The organism is Acinetobacter sp. YH12126, assembly GCF_013418745.1.
GTDB classification, from domain to species: domain Bacteria; phylum Pseudomonadota; class Gammaproteobacteria; order Pseudomonadales; family Moraxellaceae; genus Acinetobacter; species Acinetobacter amyesii.
Window position 1 is genome coordinate 58,436 of the sequence record NZ_VPBM01000011.1, and the last position, 22,357, is coordinate 80,792.

General features: G+C 41.6%; 26 protein-coding genes. 23 read left to right on the forward strand and 3 right to left on the reverse strand.

Annotation, left to right across the window (positions count from 1 at the left end):
* Positions 1–226 precede the first annotated feature (226 nt).
* From FTU62_RS09710 to der, 13 genes are all read left to right on the forward strand, one after another.
* Positions 227–526 (forward strand): ATP-binding protein, encoded by a 300-nt coding sequence (locus FTU62_RS09710; RefSeq protein WP_180102545.1) that lies wholly within the window; start codon positions 227–229, stop codon positions 524–526.
* Between the two features lie 119 nt (positions 527–645).
* Positions 646–1,923, forward strand: a complete 1,278-nt coding sequence (locus tag FTU62_RS09715; RefSeq protein WP_373886358.1) for a glycosyltransferase family 4 protein — start codon at positions 646–648, stop codon at positions 1,921–1,923.
* Positions 1,924–2,113: 190 nt separating this feature from the next.
* Positions 2,114–2,665 carry a phosphatase PAP2 family protein gene (locus FTU62_RS09720; protein WP_180024404.1) on the forward strand — a complete coding sequence of 184 codons (552 nt, stop codon included), beginning with the start codon at positions 2,114–2,116 and terminating at the stop codon, positions 2,663–2,665.
* Between the two features lie 121 nt (positions 2,666–2,786).
* Complete coding sequence (gene iscX / locus FTU62_RS09725) at positions 2,787–2,987, forward strand: Fe-S cluster assembly protein IscX (protein WP_078189615.1); 201 nt, start codon at positions 2,787–2,789, stop codon at positions 2,985–2,987.
* Between the two features lie 109 nt (positions 2,988–3,096).
* Positions 3,097–3,528: a nucleoside-diphosphate kinase gene (ndk, locus tag FTU62_RS09730; protein ID WP_078189614.1), complete on the forward strand. Its 432-nt coding sequence runs from the start codon at positions 3,097–3,099 to the stop codon at positions 3,526–3,528.
* A 123-nt stretch (positions 3,529–3,651) separates the two neighbouring features.
* Positions 3,652–4,887, forward strand: coding sequence for a 23S rRNA (adenine(2503)-C(2))-methyltransferase RlmN (gene rlmN / locus FTU62_RS09735; RefSeq protein WP_180034883.1), 1,236 nt, complete (start codon positions 3,652–3,654; stop codon positions 4,885–4,887).
* 15 nt (positions 4,888–4,902) lie between these two features.
* On the forward strand, positions 4,903–5,706 hold the full coding sequence (gene pilW, locus FTU62_RS09740; RefSeq protein WP_078189612.1) for a type IV pilus biogenesis/stability protein PilW: 804 nt from the start codon (positions 4,903–4,905) through the stop codon (positions 5,704–5,706).
* On the forward strand, positions 5,697–6,491 hold the full coding sequence (locus FTU62_RS09745) for a RodZ domain-containing protein (protein WP_180102547.1): 795 nt from the start codon (positions 5,697–5,699) through the stop codon (positions 6,489–6,491). Before pilW ends, FTU62_RS09745 begins: the two co-directional genes overlap by 10 nt.
* Positions 6,492–6,514: 23 nt before the next feature.
* On the forward strand, positions 6,515–7,636 hold the full coding sequence (gene ispG, locus FTU62_RS09750; RefSeq protein ID WP_078192661.1) for a flavodoxin-dependent (E)-4-hydroxy-3-methylbut-2-enyl-diphosphate synthase: 1,122 nt from the start codon (positions 6,515–6,517) through the stop codon (positions 7,634–7,636).
* 3 nt (positions 7,637–7,639) lie between these two features.
* The gene (gene hisS / locus FTU62_RS09755; protein WP_078189609.1) at positions 7,640–8,935 is read left to right on the forward strand and encodes a histidine--tRNA ligase; all 1,296 of its coding nucleotides are present in this window, start codon (positions 7,640–7,642) and stop codon (positions 8,933–8,935) included.
* A gap of 30 nt (positions 8,936–8,965) precedes the next feature.
* Positions 8,966–9,664, forward strand: a complete 699-nt coding sequence (locus tag FTU62_RS09760; protein ID WP_180102548.1) for a tetratricopeptide repeat protein — start codon at positions 8,966–8,968, stop codon at positions 9,662–9,664.
* Positions 9,661–10,806: an outer membrane protein assembly factor BamB gene (gene bamB, locus FTU62_RS09765; RefSeq protein ID WP_078189607.1), complete on the forward strand. Its 1,146-nt coding sequence runs from the start codon at positions 9,661–9,663 to the stop codon at positions 10,804–10,806. The genes FTU62_RS09760 and bamB overlap by 4 nt, the downstream gene beginning before the upstream one ends.
* Positions 10,807–10,979: 173 nt before the next feature.
* Entirely contained in the window at positions 10,980–12,389 is a 1,410-nt protein-coding gene (der, locus tag FTU62_RS09770) for a ribosome biogenesis GTPase Der (RefSeq protein ID WP_078192658.1), read from the forward strand.
* Between the two features lie 76 nt (positions 12,390–12,465).
* Here der and FTU62_RS09775 read toward each other — a convergent pair whose 3' ends face one another.
* Complete coding sequence (locus FTU62_RS09775; protein ID WP_180102549.1) at positions 12,466–13,035, reverse strand: hypothetical protein; 570 nt, start codon at positions 13,033–13,035, stop codon at positions 12,466–12,468.
* Between the two features lie 277 nt (positions 13,036–13,312).
* Between FTU62_RS09775 and FTU62_RS09780 the strand changes: the two genes are divergently transcribed.
* Positions 13,313–13,954 (forward strand): 4'-phosphopantetheinyl transferase superfamily protein, encoded by a 642-nt coding sequence (locus tag FTU62_RS09780; RefSeq protein ID WP_180102550.1) that lies wholly within the window; start codon positions 13,313–13,315, stop codon positions 13,952–13,954.
* An 88-nt stretch (positions 13,955–14,042) separates the two neighbouring features.
* Here FTU62_RS09780 and FTU62_RS09785 read toward each other — a convergent pair whose 3' ends face one another.
* Together FTU62_RS09785 and FTU62_RS09790 are read right to left on the reverse strand one after the other, a co-directional pair.
* Positions 14,043–14,462, reverse strand: coding sequence for a hypothetical protein (locus FTU62_RS09785; RefSeq protein WP_180102551.1), 420 nt, complete (start codon positions 14,460–14,462; stop codon positions 14,043–14,045).
* Between the two features lie 165 nt (positions 14,463–14,627).
* Positions 14,628–15,404, reverse strand: a complete 777-nt coding sequence (locus FTU62_RS09790; protein WP_180102552.1) for an SDR family oxidoreductase — start codon at positions 15,402–15,404, stop codon at positions 14,628–14,630.
* Between the two features lie 104 nt (positions 15,405–15,508).
* Here FTU62_RS09790 and mazG point away from each other — a divergent pair, with 104 nt between their 5' ends.
* The 9 genes from mazG to yjgA all read left to right on the forward strand — a co-directional run bounded on the left by mazG (position 15,509) and on the right by yjgA (position 22,182).
* Positions 15,509–16,303: a nucleoside triphosphate pyrophosphohydrolase gene (mazG, locus tag FTU62_RS09795; RefSeq protein WP_180102553.1), complete on the forward strand. Its 795-nt coding sequence runs from the start codon at positions 15,509–15,511 to the stop codon at positions 16,301–16,303.
* Complete coding sequence (locus FTU62_RS09800) at positions 16,281–16,712, forward strand: ComEA family DNA-binding protein (RefSeq protein WP_180102554.1); 432 nt, start codon at positions 16,281–16,283, stop codon at positions 16,710–16,712. Before mazG ends, FTU62_RS09800 begins: the two co-directional genes overlap by 23 nt.
* Positions 16,713–16,846: 134 nt before the next feature.
* Entirely contained in the window at positions 16,847–18,316 is a 1,470-nt protein-coding gene (gene pcnB, locus FTU62_RS09805) for a polynucleotide adenylyltransferase PcnB (protein WP_180102555.1), read from the forward strand.
* On the forward strand, positions 18,313–18,798 hold the full coding sequence (folK, locus tag FTU62_RS09810) for a 2-amino-4-hydroxy-6-hydroxymethyldihydropteridine diphosphokinase (RefSeq protein ID WP_078192650.1): 486 nt from the start codon (positions 18,313–18,315) through the stop codon (positions 18,796–18,798). Before pcnB ends, folK begins: the two co-directional genes overlap by 4 nt.
* 46 nt (positions 18,799–18,844) lie before the next feature.
* A complete protein-coding gene (panB, locus tag FTU62_RS09815) occupies positions 18,845–19,654 on the forward strand; it encodes a 3-methyl-2-oxobutanoate hydroxymethyltransferase (protein ID WP_111884734.1) in 810 nt (269 codons plus the stop codon).
* 3 nt (positions 19,655–19,657) lie between these two features.
* A complete protein-coding gene (gene panC / locus FTU62_RS09820) occupies positions 19,658–20,506 on the forward strand; it encodes a pantoate--beta-alanine ligase (protein WP_078192648.1) in 849 nt (282 codons plus the stop codon).
* A 22-nt stretch (positions 20,507–20,528) separates the two neighbouring features.
* On the forward strand, positions 20,529–21,380 hold the full coding sequence (rapZ, locus tag FTU62_RS09825) for an RNase adapter RapZ (RefSeq protein ID WP_180102556.1): 852 nt from the start codon (positions 20,529–20,531) through the stop codon (positions 21,378–21,380).
* Positions 21,377–21,646 (forward strand): HPr family phosphocarrier protein, encoded by a 270-nt coding sequence (locus FTU62_RS09830; RefSeq protein ID WP_067763492.1) that lies wholly within the window; start codon positions 21,377–21,379, stop codon positions 21,644–21,646. Before rapZ ends, FTU62_RS09830 begins: the two co-directional genes overlap by 4 nt.
* A 2-nt stretch (positions 21,647–21,648) precedes the next feature.
* Positions 21,649–22,182 carry a ribosome biogenesis factor YjgA gene (gene yjgA / locus FTU62_RS09835; RefSeq protein WP_078189593.1) on the forward strand — a complete coding sequence of 178 codons (534 nt, stop codon included), beginning with the start codon at positions 21,649–21,651 and terminating at the stop codon, positions 22,180–22,182.
* Positions 22,183–22,357: the final 175 nt, after the last annotated feature.

Sequence of the window (22,357 nt, forward strand, 5' to 3'; positions counted from 1 at the left end):
GAGTGCTAAGTTCATGTCGCTAGATTGAAGCTTGAGGATAGATATTTAGGTGAATCTTGGGCTTCAATCTAAGAAGCTTAATTTTCTGCTATGCGTATAAAGTCAGAAATGAAGGAAATTTGATTTCAGCATATGCTTCCCCGATAACAACTTTAGACACCGTTTTAATCAGTTATTTGATGAGCTCGATATACACGCTAAATGGTCAGTTCCTACGAAATGGGAAGTGGATGTTACTCCATTGGAATGTCTAAGCTTACAGCGTGTAGCTGAAGAAGCATTAACCAATATTGTGAAGCATAGTCATGCGACCGTGGTGCAGATCCGAATTTACTACGAAAACTCGGCTTTGATAATGGAAGTTGAAGACAATGGCGTGGGGGTTGATGTGGATCTGGTCAATCAAGCTGGTTTAAGTGTGGGGCTTCGTAGTATGAGTGGGTGTTTAGAACGGATGAACGCAGATATGCAAATCACTTCTCGTGTGGGTCAGACGATTTTAAAACTGATTAAAAATTACGGATAAATCATGATTTTGTAGATGAAATAAGATAATTTTTTTCAACAAACTGTCATCAAATAATCATCAAAATGCAAAAAACTGCTGCTTAAACTGTGGATATACATTTATAAGAAGCATGTAAGATCATGACAGAATCGGCTATCAATTTAGGGCGTATGCAGGATGAACCTGCACGCTTTCAATTCCAATTTAAGCATATGCAATCACGAATGGATGTGCAAACGGTCTCAACTTTAATCCGTCCAGGTCTAAAAATCGCCTTTGTTACAGATACGTGGGCGCCAGAAATTAATGGTGTTGCACATTCTTTATTGCAGTTGTGTAAAGGCTTGCAGCAACAAGGCAACTCAATTTTTTTAATACGCCCAGAACAGTCCGAAAGTTGTCAGGATTTCAAACCTGATCAAGAGTGTTTGGTTCGAGCGCAGTCGATTCCTAAATATTCAGGTTTACAATTTGGCTGGCCGCAACTGATCAAACTCAGTAAAGCTCTAAAAAAAGCCCAAGTCGACATTGTGCATATAGTCACTGAAGGGCCTTTGGGATTTGCTATGCTTCAACTGGCGCGTTCTTTACAGATTCCTGTGTCCAGTGGTTTTCATTCGGCCTTTCATGATTTTAGTCGATTCTTTGATTTAGCGTTTTTAATGAAGCCTGTACAACATTATTTACGATGGTTTCATAATAATACTCAACTCACCTGTGTCCCGAGCCAAGATACTGCGGATGCCTTGCATCGATTAGGTTTTAGTTGTCCATTGGTGGTGGTGGGGCGAGGTGTGGACCATAGTCGATTTTCTCCCTCACATTATCGAGCAGATCTGAGACAACAGTGGCGAGCAGATGAACATACCCGCGTGATGCTGTATGTCGGTCGGCTATCTCCTGAAAAAGAGGTAGATGTTTTAATTTCAGCCTATCGTTCGATGTTGGCCATGGATGCACGAACGAAATTGGTCATTGTGGGTGATGGGCCTGATCGTGAACGATTAATGCAACTGGCAAAATCCCTAGATGTTATTTTTATGGGAAGTTTAAGTGGTCAGGCTTTATCGGAAGCCTATGCTAGTGCGGATGTTTTTGTTTTCGCAAGTCAGGTTGAGACCTTTGGTAATGTGGTTTTGGAGGCGATGGCCAGCGGATTGCCTGTGATTGCATATAATGCTGCATGTGCCCAACTGCACGTGAGAAATCAGCTAACGGGATGGTTATGTCATTTATCCCGAACCGATGAATTTATTCGTCTTATGCAACAATTGCCGCAACGCGCCAAATTAAAAACAATGGGCATCGAGGCGGCAAAAGACGCTGCTAAAATCGGATGGCAATATCCTGTACAGCAATTTGAGCAAGCGCTATATCGCGTGGTGGATCAAGCCATGATGAGCCAATGGAGCTAGCGCTATTGGTTATATACTGGTTGAGCATCCTCATAACCAATATTCATTGAACTGTCATCAAAGCATCATTGCACTGTCAAAAAGATAACTTAAGCTGAGTCAAGTACAGATCTCAACTTGTAAAAATAACAACACAAATCTAGCTCAACCCCAACACAGTCAGGCTTTGACTGTAGATAGGAGATTAGCGATGAATTTTAAAAATGCAAAAACAAGAATGCTGCATCTCGATTTAAAAGGCTGTATTTATCTCAATCATTTTTCACATCAACAAGTTGTTGCTGACATATTTAAAATGGTGAGTCGACTTGGTGATGGTATGTTTTGGTATGTCATGTTGGCGACGGTTTGGATCGTGCAGGGCATGTCTTACAGTGTACAAATCGTCTATGTATTACTGGGTGGTTCCGTCGGCACCTCGATCTATAAACTCCTCAAAAAGAAAACTGTGCGCCCAAGACCGTACCAAGTGCATCAAGTGATTCGCTTAGGTGAACGCCCTCTAGATCATTTTAGTTTTCCATCGGGGCATACTTTGCATGCGGTCATGGCGACAACAGTATTGGGCTATATTCAACCCATGCTGTTGGTCTTGATGTTGCCCTTTACGTTATTAGTGGCGTTATCCCGCATGATCTTAGGTTTGCATTACCCCAGTGATGTCGCAGTCGGTGCTGCAATAGGCGCTGCCGTCGGTGCCGTTATTATTCTCTGTGCACCTCTTTTTGGTTTGGTTTTATAGTTTGATGTGGACATCACAATTGCAAAATCTGGTAATAAAAAAATTAAAAGGGTTTATCACGTCCAATTGCTGAAATTTGTTAAAGTAAGCCATCATTCTATAGACGATGTTAGGAAGACCCATGGGTTTACGCTGGACAGATACCATTGATATCGCAATTGAGCTGTATGAAGCTCACCCTGATGTTGATCCGCAATGGATTCGCTTTACTGACCTACATGCATGGGTATGTGCATTGCCAAATTTCACTGATGACCCAGAAAAGTCGACTGAAGGTCTGCTTGAGGGAATTCAGATGGCCTGGATTGATGAGGCAAGTTAATCCCTACATCGAAAAAAGCAATTTTTTTGTATAGCAAAAGCAGAAAATAGCGCATTATTCGGTATAATGCGGCAAATTTTTCACGTCAAATTGACTTAAGGAGCCTCTCATGGCTATTGAACGTACTTTATCTATCGTTAAACCAGACGCAGTTGCTAAAAACCACATCGGCGACATCTTTGCTCGTTTCGAAAAAGCTGGTCTTCAAATCGTTGCAACTAAAATGAAACACTTGACTCAAGCTGAAGCTGAAGGCTTCTACGCTGAGCACAAAGAACGTGGTTTCTTTGGTGACCTAGTTGCATTCATGACTTCTGGTCCAGTTGTAGTTTCAGTTCTTGAAGGCGAAAACGCAGTTCTTGCTCACCGTGAAATCCTTGGCGCAACTAACCCTAAAGAAGCTGCTCCTGGTACTATCCGTGCAGACTTCGCTGTAAGCATCGACGAAAACGCTGCTCACGGTTCTGACTCTGTAGCATCTGCTGATCGTGAAGTTAACTACTTCTTCGCTCAAACTGAGATCGCTCCACGTACTCGTTAATTCGAAGTATTCAAACCAGATAAGTGGTATACTGCTTGTCTGGTTTTTTTATTCTCTGAATAATTCTTCGCTCAAATACTGAGCATCTCCTTTGATCTTTAGACATGGTTTAGGTAATTACACATGAGTACTGAAGTAGTCGCTACATCAGCTGTTTCTGATGCACAGCAACAATCTCCATCCGCTCCGACGCAGCAAAACACTGTGGAGAAAGTGAATTTACTGGGCATGTCACGTCCACAAATGGAAAAATTCTTCGAAGATATGGGGGAGAAGAAATTTCGTGCTGGGCAGGTGATGAAATGGATTCATCAGTTCTTCGTGACTGATTTTGCTGAAATGACCAATATTTCTGGAAAATTGCGTGAAAAACTAGAAAAGATTTGTGAAATTAAAGCGCCTGAAGTGGTGCATAAAAATTACTCAAAAGACGGTACTCGTAAATGGGTGTTCCGTGTAGGTGAAGGTGCAGGTTCATTGGTTGAAACTGTGCTGATTCCTGCGGAAGATAAAACCGGCGCACGTAAGACCTTGTGTATTTCATCACAAGTGGGCTGTGCTCTGGACTGTTCATTCTGTTCAACTGGTAAACAAGGCTTCCAACGTGACTTGAGTCAAGCTGAAATTATTGGACAGCTTTGGATGGCGAACTTCTCTTATATGGAAGATGTGCCAGTTGCGGATCGTGAACGTTCAGTGACCAACGTGGTGATGATGGGCATGGGTGAGCCGCTGTTGAACTATGATGCCGTATTGAATTCAATGCGTATCATGTTGGATGACTTTGCGTATGGTATGTCGAAGCGTCGTGTGACTTTATCAACCTCAGGTGTAGTGCCTAAAATTGACCAATTGGCACAAGACATTGATGTGGCCTTGGCCATTTCACTCCATGCGCCAAATGATGAACTACGTAACGAACTTGTTCCGATCAATAAAAAATATCCGTTGGAACAGTTGATTGCCGCGTGTCAGCGTTATATCGCTAAAGATGGTAATGAAAGTTCACGTAAACACGTGACCATCGAATACGTGATGTTAGATGGTGTAAATGACCATCCTGAACATGCACAGCAAATGTTAAAGCTGTTGAAAAACTTACCAAGCAAAATTAATTTAATTCCGTTTAACCCGTTCCCGCATGCGCCATACGGTCGTTCAAGCCGTAACCGTATTATTTCTTTCCAAAAAACTTTGTCTGATGCCGGTTTTGTGTGTACGATTCGTCAGACACGTGGTGATGATATCGACGCTGCGTGTGGACAACTCGTGGGGCAAGTTGCTGACCGTACTCGTCGTGCGGAGCAATGGAAAAAGAAAGTTGCGCAGCAAAATGAGATACTGCGCTCACAAGGATAATAAAGAGGCAGCCAATTGAAAAAGTTAACGTATAAGTTCACTTTCGTTTCAGCTTTATGTGCATCGGTTTTGGCATTAACAGCATGTCAAACGCCTGAGATTGGGAAAAAAGACCCAGAGAAAGCCGTAAAAATCAGAACGCAATTGGCTGTTGAACACCTGAAAGCAGGGGATTTGGACTCTGCTAAACGTGCATTAGATCAGGCTTTAGAGGTGGATTCTCGCGATTCCCAAGCCAATATGATGATGGGTGTCTTACTACAACGAGAAGGCAGTCCAGCCAACTTAGAAAAAGCAGATAGTTATTTTAAGCGTGCAATTTCAGCAGACTCAAAAAATTCTCAAGCACGTAACAACTACGGTACGTATTTATACCAAGTTGAGCGTTATAATGATGCGATTGAACAGTTCAGCATCGCAGGTTCAACTTTAGGTTATGATCAACGTTTCAAAGCATTGGAAAATTTAGGTCGAATTTACCTGAAAGTGGGTGATGTGGCGAATGCTGAAAAATCATTCAAACAAGCTTTGCAGGCTAATCGTGATTCCTATGTTTCAATGTTAGAGTTGTCTGAAATCTTTTATTTGAATCAGCAGTTCCCTGCTGCCACACAAATGTATGAACAATTTGTACGTGCAGTAGGACAAAAAAATCAGGGTGCGCGTGCACTCTGGATTGGCATTCGAACAGCGCGTGCCAATGGCGACAATTTGGGTATGCAAGTACTGGTTAACCAGTTACGTGCTTTGTTCCCAGAAAGTCCTGAATACCAACGCTATTTGCAATTACAGTACAGTACTGAGGCCGTATGGAAGTAAATCCTAATTCACCGCAATCGAATGGTTCGAGCGTAGCTCCAAATGCATTAGGAAATGTACAACGCCCAGGTGAGTATTTACGTCAAGTACGTATTACGCAAAAACTGGAACTTGAAGCTGTCGCATCAGAACTCAATATTCCATTAAAAACACTGACTGCACTTGAGCAAGATGATTATAAGTCATTGCCTGAAGCGACCTTTATTAAAGGTTACTACCGCACTTATGCCAAATATTTAAAAGTTGATGCAACCAATATCATTCAACGTTTTGATGATATTTATGCCAACGATACGGGATTGTTGCCAAATCACGCGTTAAACAATTCACCGATTAAAATTATGGGTAAATTACCCGGTTCTAACCGTGACCGTAATCGTAAATGGATCAAACGTGGTCTGATTGCATTGGCGGTGTTGGTGGTCATTGGTGCGATCGTGGCAGCGATTCAGGGCATGACCTCGGGCAGCGATAATGAAGAGGCTGTGACCAGTGAAGTCGCTTCAGAAGTTCAAGTCCTCGACATGAATGGTGGGAATGCAACAGTCAGCGGTGATCAATTGACATTGACCTTTAGTAGCCCGACTTCAGTACATATTGTTGATTCGACGGGTAAGGTGTTGGCAACTGGTCGTCAAGCATCGACGCTCAACTTAAACGGTGAAACACCATTCCAAATTCGTTTGGATGATGCAACAGCAGTGTCATTAAGCTTAAATAATGAAAATATTTCATTGTCACCATATACCGTAAACGGCAAAGCAGATTTCCGTTTATCACGTTAAGGGACAACAGAGCAGACTGAACAATGATTGAAAATCCAATTAAGCGCCGTCCAACGCGTAAAATTAAAGTAGGTTCGGTGTATGTCGGTGGTGATGCGCCGATCAGCATCCAAAGTATGACCAATACTGAAACCTGTGATGTCGAAGCGACCGTGGCACAGATTCAGCGCTGTGTAGACGTCGGTGCGGACATCATGCGTGTTTCTGTACCGAGTATGGAAGCTGCTGAAGCTTTTGGTGAAATTCGTAAACGTGTGCAAGTGCCATTGGTTGCCGATATTCACTTTGATTATAAAATTGCTTTACGTGTTGCAGACCTTGGTGCAGATTGTTTGCGTATTAACCCGGGTAATATTGGCTCAGAAGCTAAAATTCGTGAAGTGGTAGCTGCTGCACAACATAATGACATCTCTATGCGTATTGGTGTCAATGCTGGTTCACTGGAAAAAGATATTCAAAAGAAATATGGTGAGCCTACAGGTCAGGCTTTGCTTGAATCGGCAATGCGCCATATTGATATTTTAGACCGTTTAAATTTCCATGAATTTAAAGTGTCAGTCAAAGCATCCAATGTCTTTCTGACGATGGATGCTTACCGTTTGTTATCTAAACAAATTGATAACCCATTACACTTGGGTGTGACTGAAGCTGGTGTCTACCGCACGGGTTCAGTCAAATCTGCTATCGCTTTAGGTGGTTTGTTAATGGAAGGCATTGGTGACACCATGCGTATTTCATTGGCAGCAGAGCCTGAAGAAGAAATCAAAATTGGCTTTGATATTTTAAAATCATTGGGCTTACGTTCAAATGGCATTAACTTTATTGCGTGCCCAAGTTGTTCACGCCAAGAGTTTAATGTCATCAAAGTTATGCAAACATTGGAAGAGCGTTTAGAAGATATTCGTACCCCAATGGATGTATCGGTGATTGGTTGTAAAGTAAATGGTCCGGGCGAAGCCAAAGAAGCCGATATTGGTGTAGTAGGTGCAAGTCCGCGTTCACTGGTGTATCGTAATGGCGAAAAGAGCCATTTAATTGACACAAATCAGTTGGTTGACGAAATCGAAGCGATGGTTCGTCAACGTGTTAGCGATCTTGAAGACGCTAAAGCTAAAGAGATTATTCGCACAAGTTTTTCTGAGTAGATCATGAGTTCAATCGTCGCAATCAAAGGTTTTAATGACATTCTCCCTACGCAAAGTCCTGCATGGAGACGTCTAGAACAGCATCTATCTAGCCTGATGGATGCTTATGGTTATCAGCAAATTCGCTTGCCGATTGTGGAGCAGACTCATCTGTTCAAACGTTCTATTGGTGATGCAACGGATATCGTTGAAAAAGAAATGTACACATTCTTAGACAAAGGTAATCCGCCTGAGTCTTTGACTTTGCGTCCAGAAGGAACAGCAGGGTGTGTGCGTGCAATGCTTGAACATAACTTACTTCGTGGTGCTACACCGCGTGTATGGTATGTTGGCCCAATGTTTCGCTATGAAAAACCACAAAAAGGTCGCTACCGTCAGTTCCATCAATTTGGCGTAGAAACTTTTGGTGTTGCAACACCAGATCAAGATGCAGAATTGATTTTAATGACTGCGCGTTTGTGGAAACGCATGGGCGTTGCAGATAAAGTTCAATTAGAACTCAATACATTAGGTGAGTCTGATGAACGTGCAGCTTATCGTGCGGCATTGGTTGAATTTTTAGAGTCACATAAAAATGACTTAGATGAAGATTCACAGCGTCGTCTAACTACGAATCCACTGCGTATTTTGGATTCTAAAGATGCAAAAACACAAAGCATTTTGGAAAATGCGCCAAAACTTCACGACTTTATGGGTGAAGAAACGTTGGCTCACTTTGCCCAATTGCAGCAGTATTTGACTGACGCAGGTATTGGCTTTGTGATCAATCAAAAATTGGTTCGTGGTCTCGACTACTACAATAAAACGGTCTTTGAATGGACAACTACACACTTAGGTTCTCAAGGAACGGTATGTGCTGGTGGTCGTTATGACGGTTTAGTCGGTCAGCTTAAAGGTAAAGCAGACCAGTCTGTGCCTGCTGTTGGTTTTGCAATGGGTATGGAGCGTTTGCTTCTTCTACTTGAACAAGTGGAAGACAATACCCCAGTGCGTGACTGTGAGCTATTCTTGGTTTCAGATCCTGCAACTCAAGGTAAGGCATTGGTACTTGCTGAACAAATTCGTGATCAACTTGAAGCAGCGGGTAGCAACATTCGCTTAAAAGTTGGTTCACAAGGTTCAATGAAATCGCAAATGAAAAAAGCAGACCAATCGGGTGCTTTATTTGCTGTGATTTACGGTGAACGTGAGCAAGCAGCAGGGCAAGTGCTGGTGAAAGAGCTAGCTATTGCAGAACAACACGAAGTGAATGTGGCAGACTTTGTTGCCTTCATTATCGAAAAAATTTCTTCAAAATAATCCCTATAACATAAGGAAAAAGGTAATTTCATGAGCGCATTGAGTGAAGAAGAACAACTTGATAATTTAAAATCGTTTGCTAAAAAATATGGCTCTGCCATTGTTAGCGGCATTTTAATTGCGTTGATTGCCTTTTTCGGATGGGAATACTGGCAGAAGAAAACTTTGGCTGAATCGCAAATGCAAACAGCCAAAGTACAGCAGTTAATGGATGAAGCTCAGTCGGCGACGGGTGACGCTTTTACACAACTTTCTGCGACTGCAGATAAAATTGTAAAAGAAGCGCCAGATTCGCCACAAGCCATCCAAACTCAGTTGCTTATGGCAAAATTGGCATATGATAAAGCCGATTATGCCAATGCTGAGAAAGCTTTGAAAAAAGTTGAAAATTCAAAAGTTGACGATGCAGGCTTAGTTCAATTGGTGAAATTACGTTTGGCGTATGCACAATTGGCACAAAAGAAATTTGATGAAGCATTAAAAACTTTAGAAGCGGTTAAAGAACCTGCTTTTCAAGCAACTGCAGATGAAGCCCGTGGCGATGTCTATGTTGCAAAAAATGATATCGAAAATGCAAAGAAAGTTTATCAAAGTGCATGGGATGCTTTAGTTGAGCGACAAGAAGAACGTCAAATTTTACAAATTAAACTCGAAAGTGTAGGCGTTTTAGTTGATGATCCTGAAATTGAACGTCCGATTATAGATACACAAGTGGAAGCAACTGAATGAATAGAAAATACAAAATTACCTGTGCGCTGACAGTTTTAACACTTGCTTTGGCTGGTTGTGCAAATAAAGGAAAAGTAGAAAAAGTAAAACCAAATCCTTTACCAAAATTGGAACAGGCAAAAACTTTAGCACCTGTATTTTCAAACAGTGTGGCTTCAACTGAAGAAGCAGATCCACTACGTTTACGTATGGATGCAGATAATGGCGTTGTTTTTAGCGTAAATCCTAATGGTGAAGTTCAAGCCTACAAAGGCAAAGAGCGTTTATGGCAGAAGAAAATCTCTAAACAAGGTTTGACTGCAGGTGTAGAAGCAGCTGACGGAATTGTGGTTGTTGGTAATGCAAAAGGTCAATTATTTGCATTAGATCAGGCAACAGGTGAACAAAAGTGGACTGCGCAATTAACCGGCGCGTTACTTTCACCGTCGTTGATTCAAGCAGGTCGCGTTATTTCAGTTACCAATGATGGTACGGTATACGCAAACGATGTGGCAACGGGCCAACAAACTTGGACCTATAACTTGCCAAATGTGCAGTTTAGTTTACGTGGTATGGCAGCACCGGTATCACTCGATGCGCGTCATGTTCTCATCGCTTCTTCAAATGCCTATATCTATGTGATTGATGCATTGAGCGGTATTCCGAAAATGCAGCGTCGTGTTGCAGTGTCAGACGGTCGTTCAGATGTACAACGTCTCATTGATATTGACGGTGAACCGACTGTAGCAGGTCAATTTTTAATTACCACCAGTTACCAAGGCCAAGTGACAGCGCTTGATCTTGCCTCACAACAAGTGATCTGGAGCAATGATGCGAGTAGCATTCAGCGTCCTGAAGTTGCGGGCAATGGTGTTTTTGTGACACAAACTGATGGTAAAATTGTGGCTTATGAAATTACCACTGGTCAAACATTGTGGGAAAATGACCAATTGCTTAATCGTAATTTGAGTAACCCAGTGATGTTAGGTCAAGACCTTGTGGTTGGTGATCTGGATGGTGTACTTCACTTAATCAACCCAGCGACAGGTGAGTTGGTTGGTCGTTCTAAAACCAGTGGTGAAGTACGTTCACTACGTGTAATTGACAACCAATTATATGTGTCGACACGTAAGGGTGCATTAAGCATTTGGCAGAACCGTTAATTTTTCTGCGGCTTATGTTAAAATAAGCCAAACCGTATTTTTAACGCGGGGGATTGAATCATCAATGCCCCGTGTTTTTATTTATTTTAGGCATTTATCCTATTTCCATTCTTCCTAAGCTTTCTGATGTTCAGACCAGACCAAACTGGCTGATCTGGAATAAAGGTTAATCTATGAAACCCGTAATTGCGCTCATTGGTCGTCCGAACGTCGGAAAATCAACGTTGTTTAACCAGATAACCAAGAGCCGTGATGCTCTCGTTGCTGACTTTGCCGGTCTGACTCGTGACCGTAAGTATGGTGACGCGACTTATCAAAATAAATCCTTCATCGTCGTTGATACTGGGGGTATTGGCGAAACTGAAGGTGGTATCGACTCGTACATGGCAGAACAGTCAAAAACTGCCATTAATGAAGCAGATATTATTGTCTTCGTGGTCGATGCGCGCGCAGGCCTATTGGCATCTGATGAGCAAATTGCACGTGACTTACGTACGCTAGGTAAAAAAGTTTATCTTGTTGCCAACAAAGTTGATGGTGTTCATGCCGAAGCAGCTTTAGTTGAATTCTTCAAATTGGGTATGGGTGAACCACTTCAAGTGGCTGCCAGCCATGGTCGTGGTGTTCAGCAAATGCTTGAAGAAGTGTTAGCTGAAGTGCCTGAAGATGAAAGTGAAGAACAACACGATAAAGACACAGGCTTACGTTTAGCGATTATTGGTCGTCCAAACGTGGGTAAATCGACTTTAGTGAACCGTTTGTTGGGTGAAGACCGTGTGGTTGCATTTGACCAGCCGGGTACTACACGTGACTCAATTTATATTCCATTTGAACGTGACGGTCGTAAATACACATTAATCGATACTGCGGGTGTACGTCGTAAAGGTAAAGTGGACGAAATGATCGAGAAATTCTCGATTGTGAAAACTTTACAAGCGATGAAAGATGCGCATGTTGTGGTTATTGTTGTCGATGCACGTGAAGGGATCGTTGAGCAAGACTTGCATTTAATTGGTTATGCGCTTGAAGCAGGCCGTGCGATGGTGATTGCCATCAACAAATGGGACAACATGTCTGACTACGACCGTAAACAATGTAAATTAGATGTTGAACGTCGTTTTGACTTTATTCCATGGGCAAAAATTCACTTAATTTCTGCACTTCACGGTACAGGTGTTGGTGATCTTTATCCATCGATCCACCGTGCTTATGATTCTTCGCATTTGAAAGTATCACCTGCGAAAATCACTCAGATCTTGAATGATGCAACTGATGCGCACCAACCACCAATGGTTCAAGGTCGTCGTATCAAAATGCGTTATGCGCATATTGGCGGACAAAATCCACCGACGATTGTGATTCATGGTAACAAGGTCGATAAAACGCCAAATGACTATCGTCGTTACCTAGAAAACGTGTTCCGTAAAGTTTATAAACTTGAAGGTACGCCAGTCAAAATTGAATTTAAAACCTCTGATAACCCATTTGAAGGTCGTAAGTCGCAAATCGATGAGCGTACGGCTGCACGTAAACGTCGTTATGTTCAGAAGTTCAAAAAAGCGGAAAAGAAATTCAAACGCTAAGTTTGGATAAGAAAAAAAAGCCTGCAGATATGCAGGCTTTTTTATTTCACTTTATTTATCTAAAAAGATGTAGAAATTAGTTTTTACACTTTTTAGCTTGGCGGTAAATATCAATATTATCCAGATTAGCTTGAACAATTTCCATGGCTTGCTGTGCGCTGCTGCTATCCTGTTGTGTATTTTTATTGCCAGAAAAAGCTGTCGCAAATTGTCCCATACGGGCCGCTGTTTCAGATTGACCTGAAAATGCGGATAGCGCGTTACCAGCAAGCCCCGCCCATTTTGAAACTTGATTATTTTGCTGTGCAGACGCTTGGCTTAATGCCAGTTGCGATGCTTCCAATGTACGTTCGAAAGTTTTACGTTCAACGCTCAGATCAGTGCAATCTAAGGTTTTTAAATAACTGGTGCTATAAACACTATTGTTGGTTTGGTTAGCTTGATTGAAATTTGAGGCATAGCCACGGTCTGCTTGAGCCACGGCGTTAGCAGCTTCTTGACGGCTTTGATTCATACGCGCTTCAGCTTGGTCCATAATCGCGCCATTTTTGGCACCCATTACTGCAACAGCTGCATCCAATAAGCCTGCTTGAGCGAAACATGGTAGGACACAAAGTGAACTGATTAACGTAATTTTTCTTAGCATCTGATTTACCCCGAGTTTTAAATTAAAGTTATAAGAATCTAGAGTATTTTATCTAATTGAAGATGTATTTAAAATATTTATTATACTTAAGTATTTGAATATATTTATAATATTAAGTATTTCTTAAGTGGGTTAAAATATTTTTAAACTGAGTTTTAAAATCTCGACGAGTCAAAGGACCGATGCGCTCATCTGTATTGTGGTGTATTTTGTGTCGGAGAGTCGCATAAAATATAGCGTCATGGACGTAGTGTAAAAGATATTGGATCAATAACTTATGGCGAAAATTCAGCTTGAATATAGTGCAATTACTGACTTCTTTGTGGAGCCGCATGGCTTGAGTCGTCAAGAGGTAATTGCCGTGCGTAGACAAGCCATTTACCAATATCGCAATCAATTACTTGGGCAGCGGCTAAATAGGTCAGTTGAAAATTCAGATTTTTCAAAGTCTGCATTTGGTAAGCCTTTTCTTCCTGATTTTCCACACTTTCATTTTAATCATAGTCATAGCCAGCAGCATTATGTTTTGGCCAGCAGTGAAAAAATCGTCAATATTGGTGTTGATATTGAGGATTTAAATCGAAAAGTTCGTTTTGATGCGATGGCTCAACACAGTTTTCATCCCGAAGAATTGCTTCATTGGGAGAGCTGTGAGCATGATCCTGATTTTTGGTTTAAAGTTTGGACCACCAAAGAGGCGGTACTTAAAGCGTCAGGTTTAGGGATTCGAGTGAACCTGAATGAACTGAATACACAGTGTCATCCTGAGCAGAATGGTGGGATGTGTAGTCATCCCGCAATTGGCACTTTTGCTTATCAGAATATTCAACTGCCGCATGTGATGTTGACGGTGGCATGGGAAAGTGAACAATCTTGCCGAGGCTTTCATTTGCCGAAAATTGAGTTGAATGTCTTATAAATCGGTATGAAATAGAAATCACCATGAAAAAAGCCCTGTTCTGGCTGAACAGGGCTTTTTTTGAAAATCAATCTAAACTGGCATTAGATTAGATTTTGCATTTTTTAGAACCTTGATAGATACCAATGTTGTCGATGTTTGCTTGAGCAGCAGATTTGTTCGCTTGTTGAAGTTCAAGGTTGCTTGCATCAGAAGTATCTTGCTCACCAGCCAAGCTGTTTGCAATGTTGCCTGCACGAGCAGCTTTTTCAGAGTTACCACCGAAAGCAGCAAGAGCGCCACCCGCTAAACCAGCAAATTTGCTTAATGATTTGCCTGGCGCTTGAGCAGATGCTTGGATGTTTGCAATGTTTTTGTCAGCAGCTTCTAAAGAGCGCTTAGCATTCGCTTTTTCAACAGCAAGAGTTGCACAATCCATCGCTTTTAATTCTGAAGATGCGAATTGAGTTGTAGCAAAAGCAGAAATTGAAATAGAAGTAACAGTTGCAAGAACAAGTAATTTTTTCATGAAATAATTCACTTTTATTGTTAGAAAATAAACGCCCGAAAGTAATGGGCGGGTGAATATTATTCAAAAAAAGGAATTTTGTCCTGTTAAAATGTGACAATTGTGTAACTTTGTGTAATTTGCGTACAAATATGATTGCAAAATTAAATGATTAGTAACACGTTGCTATTTGGGTTTTTGTGCAATCCAAATATTACTTAAGCGGTTGACAAATTGCGGGCTAAACTTCGATAAATTAAATAAAAATTTAGCTTTCATCCCCACAGGTGTATGTGTGGCCATTAAGACCGTATCCTTTTTTTGTACCAAGGTATAAATTTGCTGAGCGACATCGCTCGGTTGAAGATTGACGCCCATTTTCTTAATGCTTTGGGCATCCATGTCTTGCACCATCGCGGTTTGAACAAATAAAGGCATCACATCTAAAACGCGAATATTGTATTTTTGCCATTCAATATCCAAACTTTCAGTGAACCCGCGGACAGCAAATTTAGATGTGGCATAACTGGCTAAATCGGCTTGTCCATAAATTGCTGAAGCCGAAGAGAGGTTAATCACACGAGCAAAATTGCTTTGCTGTAAATAGGGGAATGCCGCATAGCAACCGTTTATCACCCCTTTGACATTGATATCAATTGTTCGGTGGTGTGCAGACAGTTCCGTATGTTCAAAGCTGCCTGAATACAGAATTCCGGCATTATTGACTAAGATATTCAGCTGACCTGCCCAAGCGACAAATTCAGCTAAAGCGCTTTGCCATTGCTCTGGTTGTGTCACATCTAAAAGCCCAGCTTTGGCATGGCTACCGAGTTCAGCAGCTAATGAGGTGACTTGAGATTGGTTGATGTCGTAAAGCCCAACTTTATAGCCTTGTTGTATGAACAGTCGTGCAATTGCTGCGCCAATCCCTTGTCCTGCACCGCTAATAAAAATACTTTGCATGTTATGCTTCCCTGAATTGAGTTGCTCATTCCCTGAGTGAATTTTGAGCATATCAAATTCTGTAATCGAAACAATGTACTGATGAGTAAATAGCTGGAGTTCACATGGAACAATTATTAGCAGTGATGAAAGAATTACGTGAAAAATGTCCATGGGATCAAAAGCAAACCCCAGAAAGTCTGACTCGTTATGCCATCGAAGAGGCCTATGAAGTTGAAGCGGCAGTTCGTTCAGGTCAGAGTGATGATGTACGAGATGAACTGGGGGATTTGTTGCTGCAAGTGGTTTTTCAGTCGCAGATGTATAGCGAACAAGGCGCATTTGATTTTCAAGATGTGGTGCAAGCGATTACAGATAAATTAATTCGCCGTCATCCCCATGTGTTTCAGGCAGAGCAATTCTCAGCACTCAATGCGGATGATGTGGCAACACTATGGAAACAGATTAAACAACAAGAAAAAGCAGGGAAATCAGTATCTAGATTAGATGAAGTTAAACATGCTCCTGCATTAAGCCAAGCAGATGAAATCCAAAAAAATGTGGCGAAAATTGGCTTTGATTTTCCAGATATTGAAGGGGCTTATGGCAAGCTTGAGGAAGAGCTAGGGGAGTTAAAAGAGGCCTTAGCAGGCAAAAAATCCGACGAAATATTTGATGAATTTGGTGATTGCTTATTTTCTCTGGTGAATGTTGGACGTAAGATTGGCATCTCAAGTGAGATGGCACTGTTAAGTACCATTCATAAATTTAGAAGCCGCTTTGCTTATATTGAAGCACAGGCCACATTACAACAAAAACATGTAGAAGACTTATCCTTAACTGAGATGGATCAGTTGTGGGAACAGGCAAAACAACAATTAAAACAACAGGCTGAATATGTACAACATCCTAAAGAATAAATTTTTTACACAACTACTTATCTTGGCTTTGAGTTTAATGGCAGATTTAACTTTTGCGCAAAGCCCTTCGGGCTACGCGGAATGGAAAGCCTTACAGCAAGCCAAAGATCAACAATTAAAAAAGCAATCTGAGGCCTCGAAGTCCAAAGCGACAACTGCACCGAGCAATGCCAACTATTATTTGTCACGACCCAGCACCCAACAAAATAGTCGAACAGATCAGGTACGTTTAAATACAGCCTCAGTCGATGAACTGCAGACATTGCATGGAATTGGTCAGAAAAAAGCAGAAGCAATTGTGCAATATCGCAAAAGTAATGGCTTATTTAAAAGCATTGATGATATTCAACAGGTTAAGGGAATCGGTCCTGCGCTGTTTGCTAAAAATAAAGCAAAATTGGCACTTTAAGTGAAGTGTAAAAAAAAGAATTAGGTTAAGCTCAGCTTGAGCATCGAGATAATCAAATTGCCCTTTGATTGTGTTAGAGATATCATTAGCGACATCTTAAGAATTTTACGTTCAGACGTAGGAGACAGCGTCTTTTGCAAACTTTGCGCGCGTCCAAATGTGGTTTATCAACCGCACAATTACCTTCTTCCATTTTAGATGTGATTGATGCCTTAACTAAGGCAGGCTATGAAGCTTATATCGTGGGTGGCAGTGTCCGCGACCTAATGTTGGGTCATGCACCTAAAGATTTTGATGCTGTAACTAATGCGACACCAGCTCAGGTGAAAGAAGTCTTCGGGCGACGTTGCCGAATTATTGGTCGTCGTTTTGAGCTGGCGCATGTCTACTCAGGACGTGAACTGATCGAAGTTGCGACCTTCCGTGCGCCGCCTAAAAAAGCCGTGACTTCTGCTGCGGGCATGATTTTACGTGATAATAATTGGGGTACGATTGAGCAAGACTTTGCACGTCGTGACTTCTCGATCAATGCAATGTATTACCAACCACGCAAAGGCGAAGTGCTAGATTTTTGTCATGCAGTAGATGACATAAAACATAAAATGTTGCGTTTATTGGGTGATCCACAACTACGTTTTGAAGAAGATCCTGTGCGGATGCTTCGGACTTTACGTTTTGCAGCCAAATTAAACTTTAATATTGATGAAAAAATTCTGGATGTCTTTACCCCAGAACTTACTCGATTACTGCGTGATGTGTCTCCACATCGTTTATACGACGAGTCACAAAAACTCTTTACTATGGGGCATCTCAATCGCGTCTTACCGATGCTGATCGATTTTGGTATTTGGTATCAATTATTTGCAGATATCAAACCGGTCGTAACGCCATTTATTGAATTGGCAGCAAAAAATACCGATCAACGTATTTCGATTGGGAAAACCATTAACCCTGCATTTTTCTATGCCGTGTTATTGTGGATTCCGTTCCAAGAGCGTTGTACGTTCTATCTAAATAAAGGTGTTGTTCCTGCTGAAGCACGTGCTCAAGCAGGCTTGGATGTATTGAAACGTCAGGCTACACGAACCATTATTCCACGCTTTGCCGAAACATTTATTCGTGAAGTTTGGGAAATGCAAACCCGTTTACTAAGTCCAAAACCACAGCAAATTGAAGCACTTTCAGGTCATGCACGTTTCCGTGCAGGCTTTGACTTTCTGCTGCTGCGTGAAAAATCGGGCGATACAAGCACGCAAGGCATGGGGCAGTGGTGGGATGCATATCAGCAGATGAGCACTGACGAAAAAGAACGAGCAATTAGCCAATACAATCGTCAACGTGCCAAGAGTCGTCGTAAAGCGGCGCATGAAGATGTGGAAGCCAAAACTTCTGCACATCAGCAAGTTGAAATTGAACCGCTGGTGAATGAACCAGAAAGCAGAAGTCGCCGTCAACGTAAGCCTAAATCACATGCCAATAGTCTAGAGACAGTGTCAATCGTTGCAGCGTCAGCCAGTGGTGAAATTGGTGCAGATCATCCGATTTTAAAACGTAAACGTGTGAAACGAGATTTGACTCAGGTTATTTTTGGGCCAACACAATGACGCTGACATATATTGGTTTAGGCAGTAATTTAGGTGATTCTCTACAGATCCTTAGTGAAGCGGTGCATAAACTTGCAACACTCGGAAAAGTGAAAGTCTCAAAACTGTATCAAAGCCCGCCAATGGGGCCACAAGATCAGCCGAATTATTTAAATGCAGCGGTTGCATTAGAAACTGATCTAGCACCTTTGGCCTTGTTGGATGAATTGCAACGCTTTGAACAAGAGTCGGGGCGTGTACGCCTACGTCATTGGGGGGAGCGTACACTGGATTTAGATTTACTGATTTATGGTGAACAGCACATTCAAAATGAACGTTTGACGGTGCCTCATGTTGGTGTTTTAGAACGTGATTTTGTGTTGAAGCCTTTGTTGGATTTAGATGAGAATCTACAGATTAAAGGACAACCATTAAAAGATTTACCTATTTTGAATAATCCAAATTTAACTGTATTGGATGCAGGAAACTGGGCCCATCTTTAATTTTTGTATGACCACTTGAGAAAGCCGTCATCTGAGGAATATTGAAATGATTAGTCTAAGTGACTTGAAAAAATTTAAAGCGGAAGGCCGCAAATTCTCCTGCCTGACTTGCTATGATGCGAGCATGGCAAAAGCAATGGAAGTTGCTGAAGTCGATAGTATTCTGATTGGTGATTCATTGGGGATGACCATTCAAGGGAATGACTCAACTTTGCCTGTCACTGTTGAAGATATGGTATATCACACTGCTGCAGTGCGTCGTGGCAATAAACATGCGTTTATTTTGACTGATTTGCCATTTATGACCTATGCCACTTTGAATGACGCTTTGGTGAATTCAAAGACCGTGATGCAAGCAGGCGCACAGATGGTCAAATTGGAAGGTGGTGCATGGTTGTCAGAAACAGTTGAAGTATTGACCCGTAATGGTATTCCAGTGTGTGTGCATTTAGGGTTAACTCCGCAATCGGTTCATGTGTTTGGCGGTTATAAAGTACAAGCACGTACACGCGAAACCGCGGATCAACTCATTGCAGATTGTAAAGCTGTGGTTGATGCAGGTGCAGCAATTTTACTTTTGGAATGTGTTCCTGCCCAAGTGGGTAAAGAAATTAGTGAATTATTCCCAAATACACCTGTGATTGGGATCGGTGCCGGTGCAGAAACGGATGCTCAAGTCTTGGTTCAACAAGATATGTTGGGACTGACGTTTAGTCACGTGGCGAAATTTGTTCGCAACTTTATGAAAGAGCAAGCAGGGGAAACGGCAATTGTGGATGCGTTTAAGGCGTATCATGCTGCCGTATTAGATGGTAGCTTCCCTGCCAAAGAACATACATTCCAAATTGAGCTGTAAGACATGAAAACTGAAACAACGATTCAAGGTTTAAGTGCATCGCTAAATCCAGCACGTGCTGCGCGCAAAATCATTGGTTTTGTACCAACGATGGGGAACTTGCATGAAGGTCACCTTAATTTAGTTCGTGAAGCACGTAAACTGTGTGATGTCGTGGTGGTGAGTATTTTCGTTAACCCAATTCAGTTTGGTCCAAATGAAGACTTTGACAACTATCCACGTACTTTGGAACAAGATCAGCACTTATTGGCTGAAGTGGGTTGTGACATTGTGTTTGCACCGACTGTTGAACAAATGTATGGCAACAAACCGCGCTTAACCAATATTAGCGTGGGCGGCATTACCAATGATTTGTGTGGCGAACAGCGTCCGGGTCATTTTGACGGTGTTGCTGTTGTTGTGACAAAACTCTTTAATATTGTTCAACCGAATTTTGCATTCTTTGGGCAAAAAGATTACCAGCAACTTGCAGTGATTCGTCAGTTTGTACGTGACTTAAATATTCCACTAGAAGTGATTGGTGTGCCGATTACTCGTGCTGAAGATGGTTTGGCATTGAGCTCACGCAATGGTTATTTGAGTGCGGAAAATCGTGCGATTGCACCAACGATTTACCAAAGCTTGAAAACGGCTGAGGCAGAATTACATGCTGGAACTCAACTGGCAGATGTGTTAGCGAATATTAAAGCAACATTGACAGCAGCGGGGTTTGTTGTGGACTATGTTGAAGCACGTACACCTGAATTACAGAAAATTGAAGAATTTGATCAAGACGTGGTGTTGTTTATTGCGGCTAAATTAGGCGCAACACGTCTTATTGATAATATGCAGGTTAAATATACTGCAGTTTAAAACGGCTATGGGGTAGCAAGCGATGAAGCGCATTTTAATTGTTACAGGACAATCTGGATCTGGAAAGTCATCTGCATTACAGATACTTGAGGATTTGGGCTATTACTGTATCGATAATTTGCCATTGGCCTTACTCCCCGAAATTGTTGAAAAACTCGATTCAGAAAATAATCTTGAACAATTGGCACTGGGTGTGGATGTCCGCAGTACACGTGCAGATTTACAAGAGTTCGATTTGGTTTTTCAACAGCTACAACGCCATGGCTCAGTCGATATTATTTATTTGACCACGCGTGATCAGGAATTGATTGCGCGATTCAGTTCATCTCGACGTCCCCATCCGTTGGCAAGTCGTTTCAAAAGTTTAAATGAGTGCATACAGGAAGAAAAATCTTTACTGTTGCCGATTCAATTACGCTCGACAGTACATATTGATACTACAGACAAGAGCGTACATGATTTAAAACATACCTTGCTGTCTAAACTTGGACAGGCAGATAATTTAATTTTGATCTTACAGTCTTTTGGCTATAAGCATGGTATTCCACTCGATGCAGATTATGTTTTTGACGTCCGTCATTTGCCTAATCCGCACTGGGATATGGAATTGCGTAAGTATTCAGGATTAGATGAGCCAGTTCGTCAGTTTTTACAACAAAGTGAACAAACCAATGAAATGTTCCAAGATATTTATAATTTTTTGGATAAATGGCTGCCGGCATTTTCCGAAGGGCATCGTCATTACATGACGGTGTCGATCGGTTGTACAGGTGGGCAACACCGTTCGGTATATATCGTAGATAGACTAAAAAAAGCACTTGAGGCAAAATGGTCTATTCAGGTTCTACATAGAGAAATGAAGCACTGGTCATGATCGACACAACTGTTGACGTAATTAATAAACTGGGTTTACATGCGCGTGCATCTGGCAAGCTAATCGAAGTCACGACCAAATTTCGCTCGTCGATTCAAATTGGTAAGGGTGGAAAATTAGTAGATGCCAAAAATATTATGTCTTTGCTGATGCTTGGCGCAGGCAAGGGCACAACTTTACGCTTAGTGATTGAAGGTGCAGATGAAGAAAAAGCTTTATCTGAAATTCAAGCACTGTTTGCGGCAAAATTTTACGAGGCAGATTAAACGTGGCACGTCGACCGAACCGCTATACCGAAGAAGACTTTGAATCCTTAGAAGGACGTGCAAGTAAAACTGAGCAAAAGAAAGCTGTACAACGTATGGCTGCTTTGGGTGAGGAACTTGCAAAACTGAATCCTAAACAGATTAAAAATCTTCCTGTAGAAGAGCGTCTGATCGAAGCACTACTTGATGCACAAACCATTACTTCACATGAAGCGCGACGTCGTCAGTTTCAACGTGTAGGTAAATTGCTGCGTAATGAAGATGAAACCATGATTTTATCTTACCTAACCCCGCAGCAAGGTGCGAAAAAAACAGCGCAGCTTCAACGCTGGACTGAACGTATGATTGCCCAAGGTGATCCCGTCATTAAAGAGTTCATGAAAGCACATAATGCTGCTGAACATCATCCTATTCGTCAGCATATTTTGCGTATTCAACGTGATATAGCAAAAAATGTAAGCGAAGAAGAACTGACTGCGTCAAAGTTGAAATTGTTTAACTACATTCAACAAGTGGCTTTATTATCTGATAACTAATGCATGATTAGATAGCCAAGTACTTAGATAGCTCAATGATCAGAGAATTCAACATGATCTGATCATTGAAGCAAAACGTGAAGTTATAGACTTCACATCAAAAAAACGACCTGATTAGGTCGCTTTTTTTGCTTAAATGATTGAAAAAATCATGCTTGGCTTTTGAGTTTTAATA

Excerpts from the sequence above, each read along its gene's own strand:
- ndk (WP_078189614.1), top strand. The coding sequence starts at position 3,097 with ATGGCTATTGAACGTACTTTATCTATCGTTAAACCAGACGCAGTTGCT.
- FTU62_RS09830 (WP_067763492.1), top strand. The coding sequence starts at position 21,377 with ATGATCGACACAACTGTTGACGTAATTAATAAACTGGGTTTACATGCG.
- FTU62_RS09785 (WP_180102551.1), bottom strand. The coding sequence starts at position 14,462 with ATGAAAAAATTACTTGTTCTTGCAACTGTTACTTCTATTTCAATTTCT.
- FTU62_RS09775 (WP_180102549.1), bottom strand. The coding sequence starts at position 13,035 with ATGCTAAGAAAAATTACGTTAATCAGTTCACTTTGTGTCCTACCATGT.
- FTU62_RS09800 (WP_180102554.1), top strand. The coding sequence starts at position 16,281 with ATGTACAACATCCTAAAGAATAAATTTTTTACACAACTACTTATCTTG.
- FTU62_RS09790 (WP_180102552.1), bottom strand. The coding sequence starts at position 15,404 with ATGCAAAGTATTTTTATTAGCGGTGCAGGACAAGGGATTGGCGCAGCA.
- FTU62_RS09760 (WP_180102548.1), top strand. The coding sequence starts at position 8,966 with ATGAGCGCATTGAGTGAAGAAGAACAACTTGATAATTTAAAATCGTTT.
- FTU62_RS09745 (WP_180102547.1), top strand. The coding sequence starts at position 5,697 with ATGGAAGTAAATCCTAATTCACCGCAATCGAATGGTTCGAGCGTAGCT.
- panC (WP_078192648.1), top strand. The coding sequence starts at position 19,658 with ATGAAAACTGAAACAACGATTCAAGGTTTAAGTGCATCGCTAAATCCA.
- folK (WP_078192650.1), top strand. The coding sequence starts at position 18,313 with ATGACGCTGACATATATTGGTTTAGGCAGTAATTTAGGTGATTCTCTA.
- bamB (WP_078189607.1), top strand. The coding sequence starts at position 9,661 with ATGAATAGAAAATACAAAATTACCTGTGCGCTGACAGTTTTAACACTT.
- FTU62_RS09780 (WP_180102550.1), top strand. The coding sequence starts at position 13,313 with ATGGCGAAAATTCAGCTTGAATATAGTGCAATTACTGACTTCTTTGTG.
- ispG (WP_078192661.1), top strand. The coding sequence starts at position 6,515 with ATGATTGAAAATCCAATTAAGCGCCGTCCAACGCGTAAAATTAAAGTA.
- FTU62_RS09720 (WP_180024404.1), top strand. The coding sequence starts at position 2,114 with ATGAATTTTAAAAATGCAAAAACAAGAATGCTGCATCTCGATTTAAAA.
- iscX (WP_078189615.1), top strand. The coding sequence starts at position 2,787 with ATGGGTTTACGCTGGACAGATACCATTGATATCGCAATTGAGCTGTAT.
- mazG (WP_180102553.1), top strand. The coding sequence starts at position 15,509 with ATGGAACAATTATTAGCAGTGATGAAAGAATTACGTGAAAAATGTCCA.
- rapZ (WP_180102556.1), top strand. The coding sequence starts at position 20,529 with ATGAAGCGCATTTTAATTGTTACAGGACAATCTGGATCTGGAAAGTCA.
- der (WP_078192658.1), top strand. The coding sequence starts at position 10,980 with ATGAAACCCGTAATTGCGCTCATTGGTCGTCCGAACGTCGGAAAATCA.
- rlmN (WP_180034883.1), top strand. The coding sequence starts at position 3,652 with ATGAGTACTGAAGTAGTCGCTACATCAGCTGTTTCTGATGCACAGCAA.
- panB (WP_111884734.1), top strand. The coding sequence starts at position 18,845 with ATGATTAGTCTAAGTGACTTGAAAAAATTTAAAGCGGAAGGCCGCAAA.
- hisS (WP_078189609.1), top strand. The coding sequence starts at position 7,640 with ATGAGTTCAATCGTCGCAATCAAAGGTTTTAATGACATTCTCCCTACG.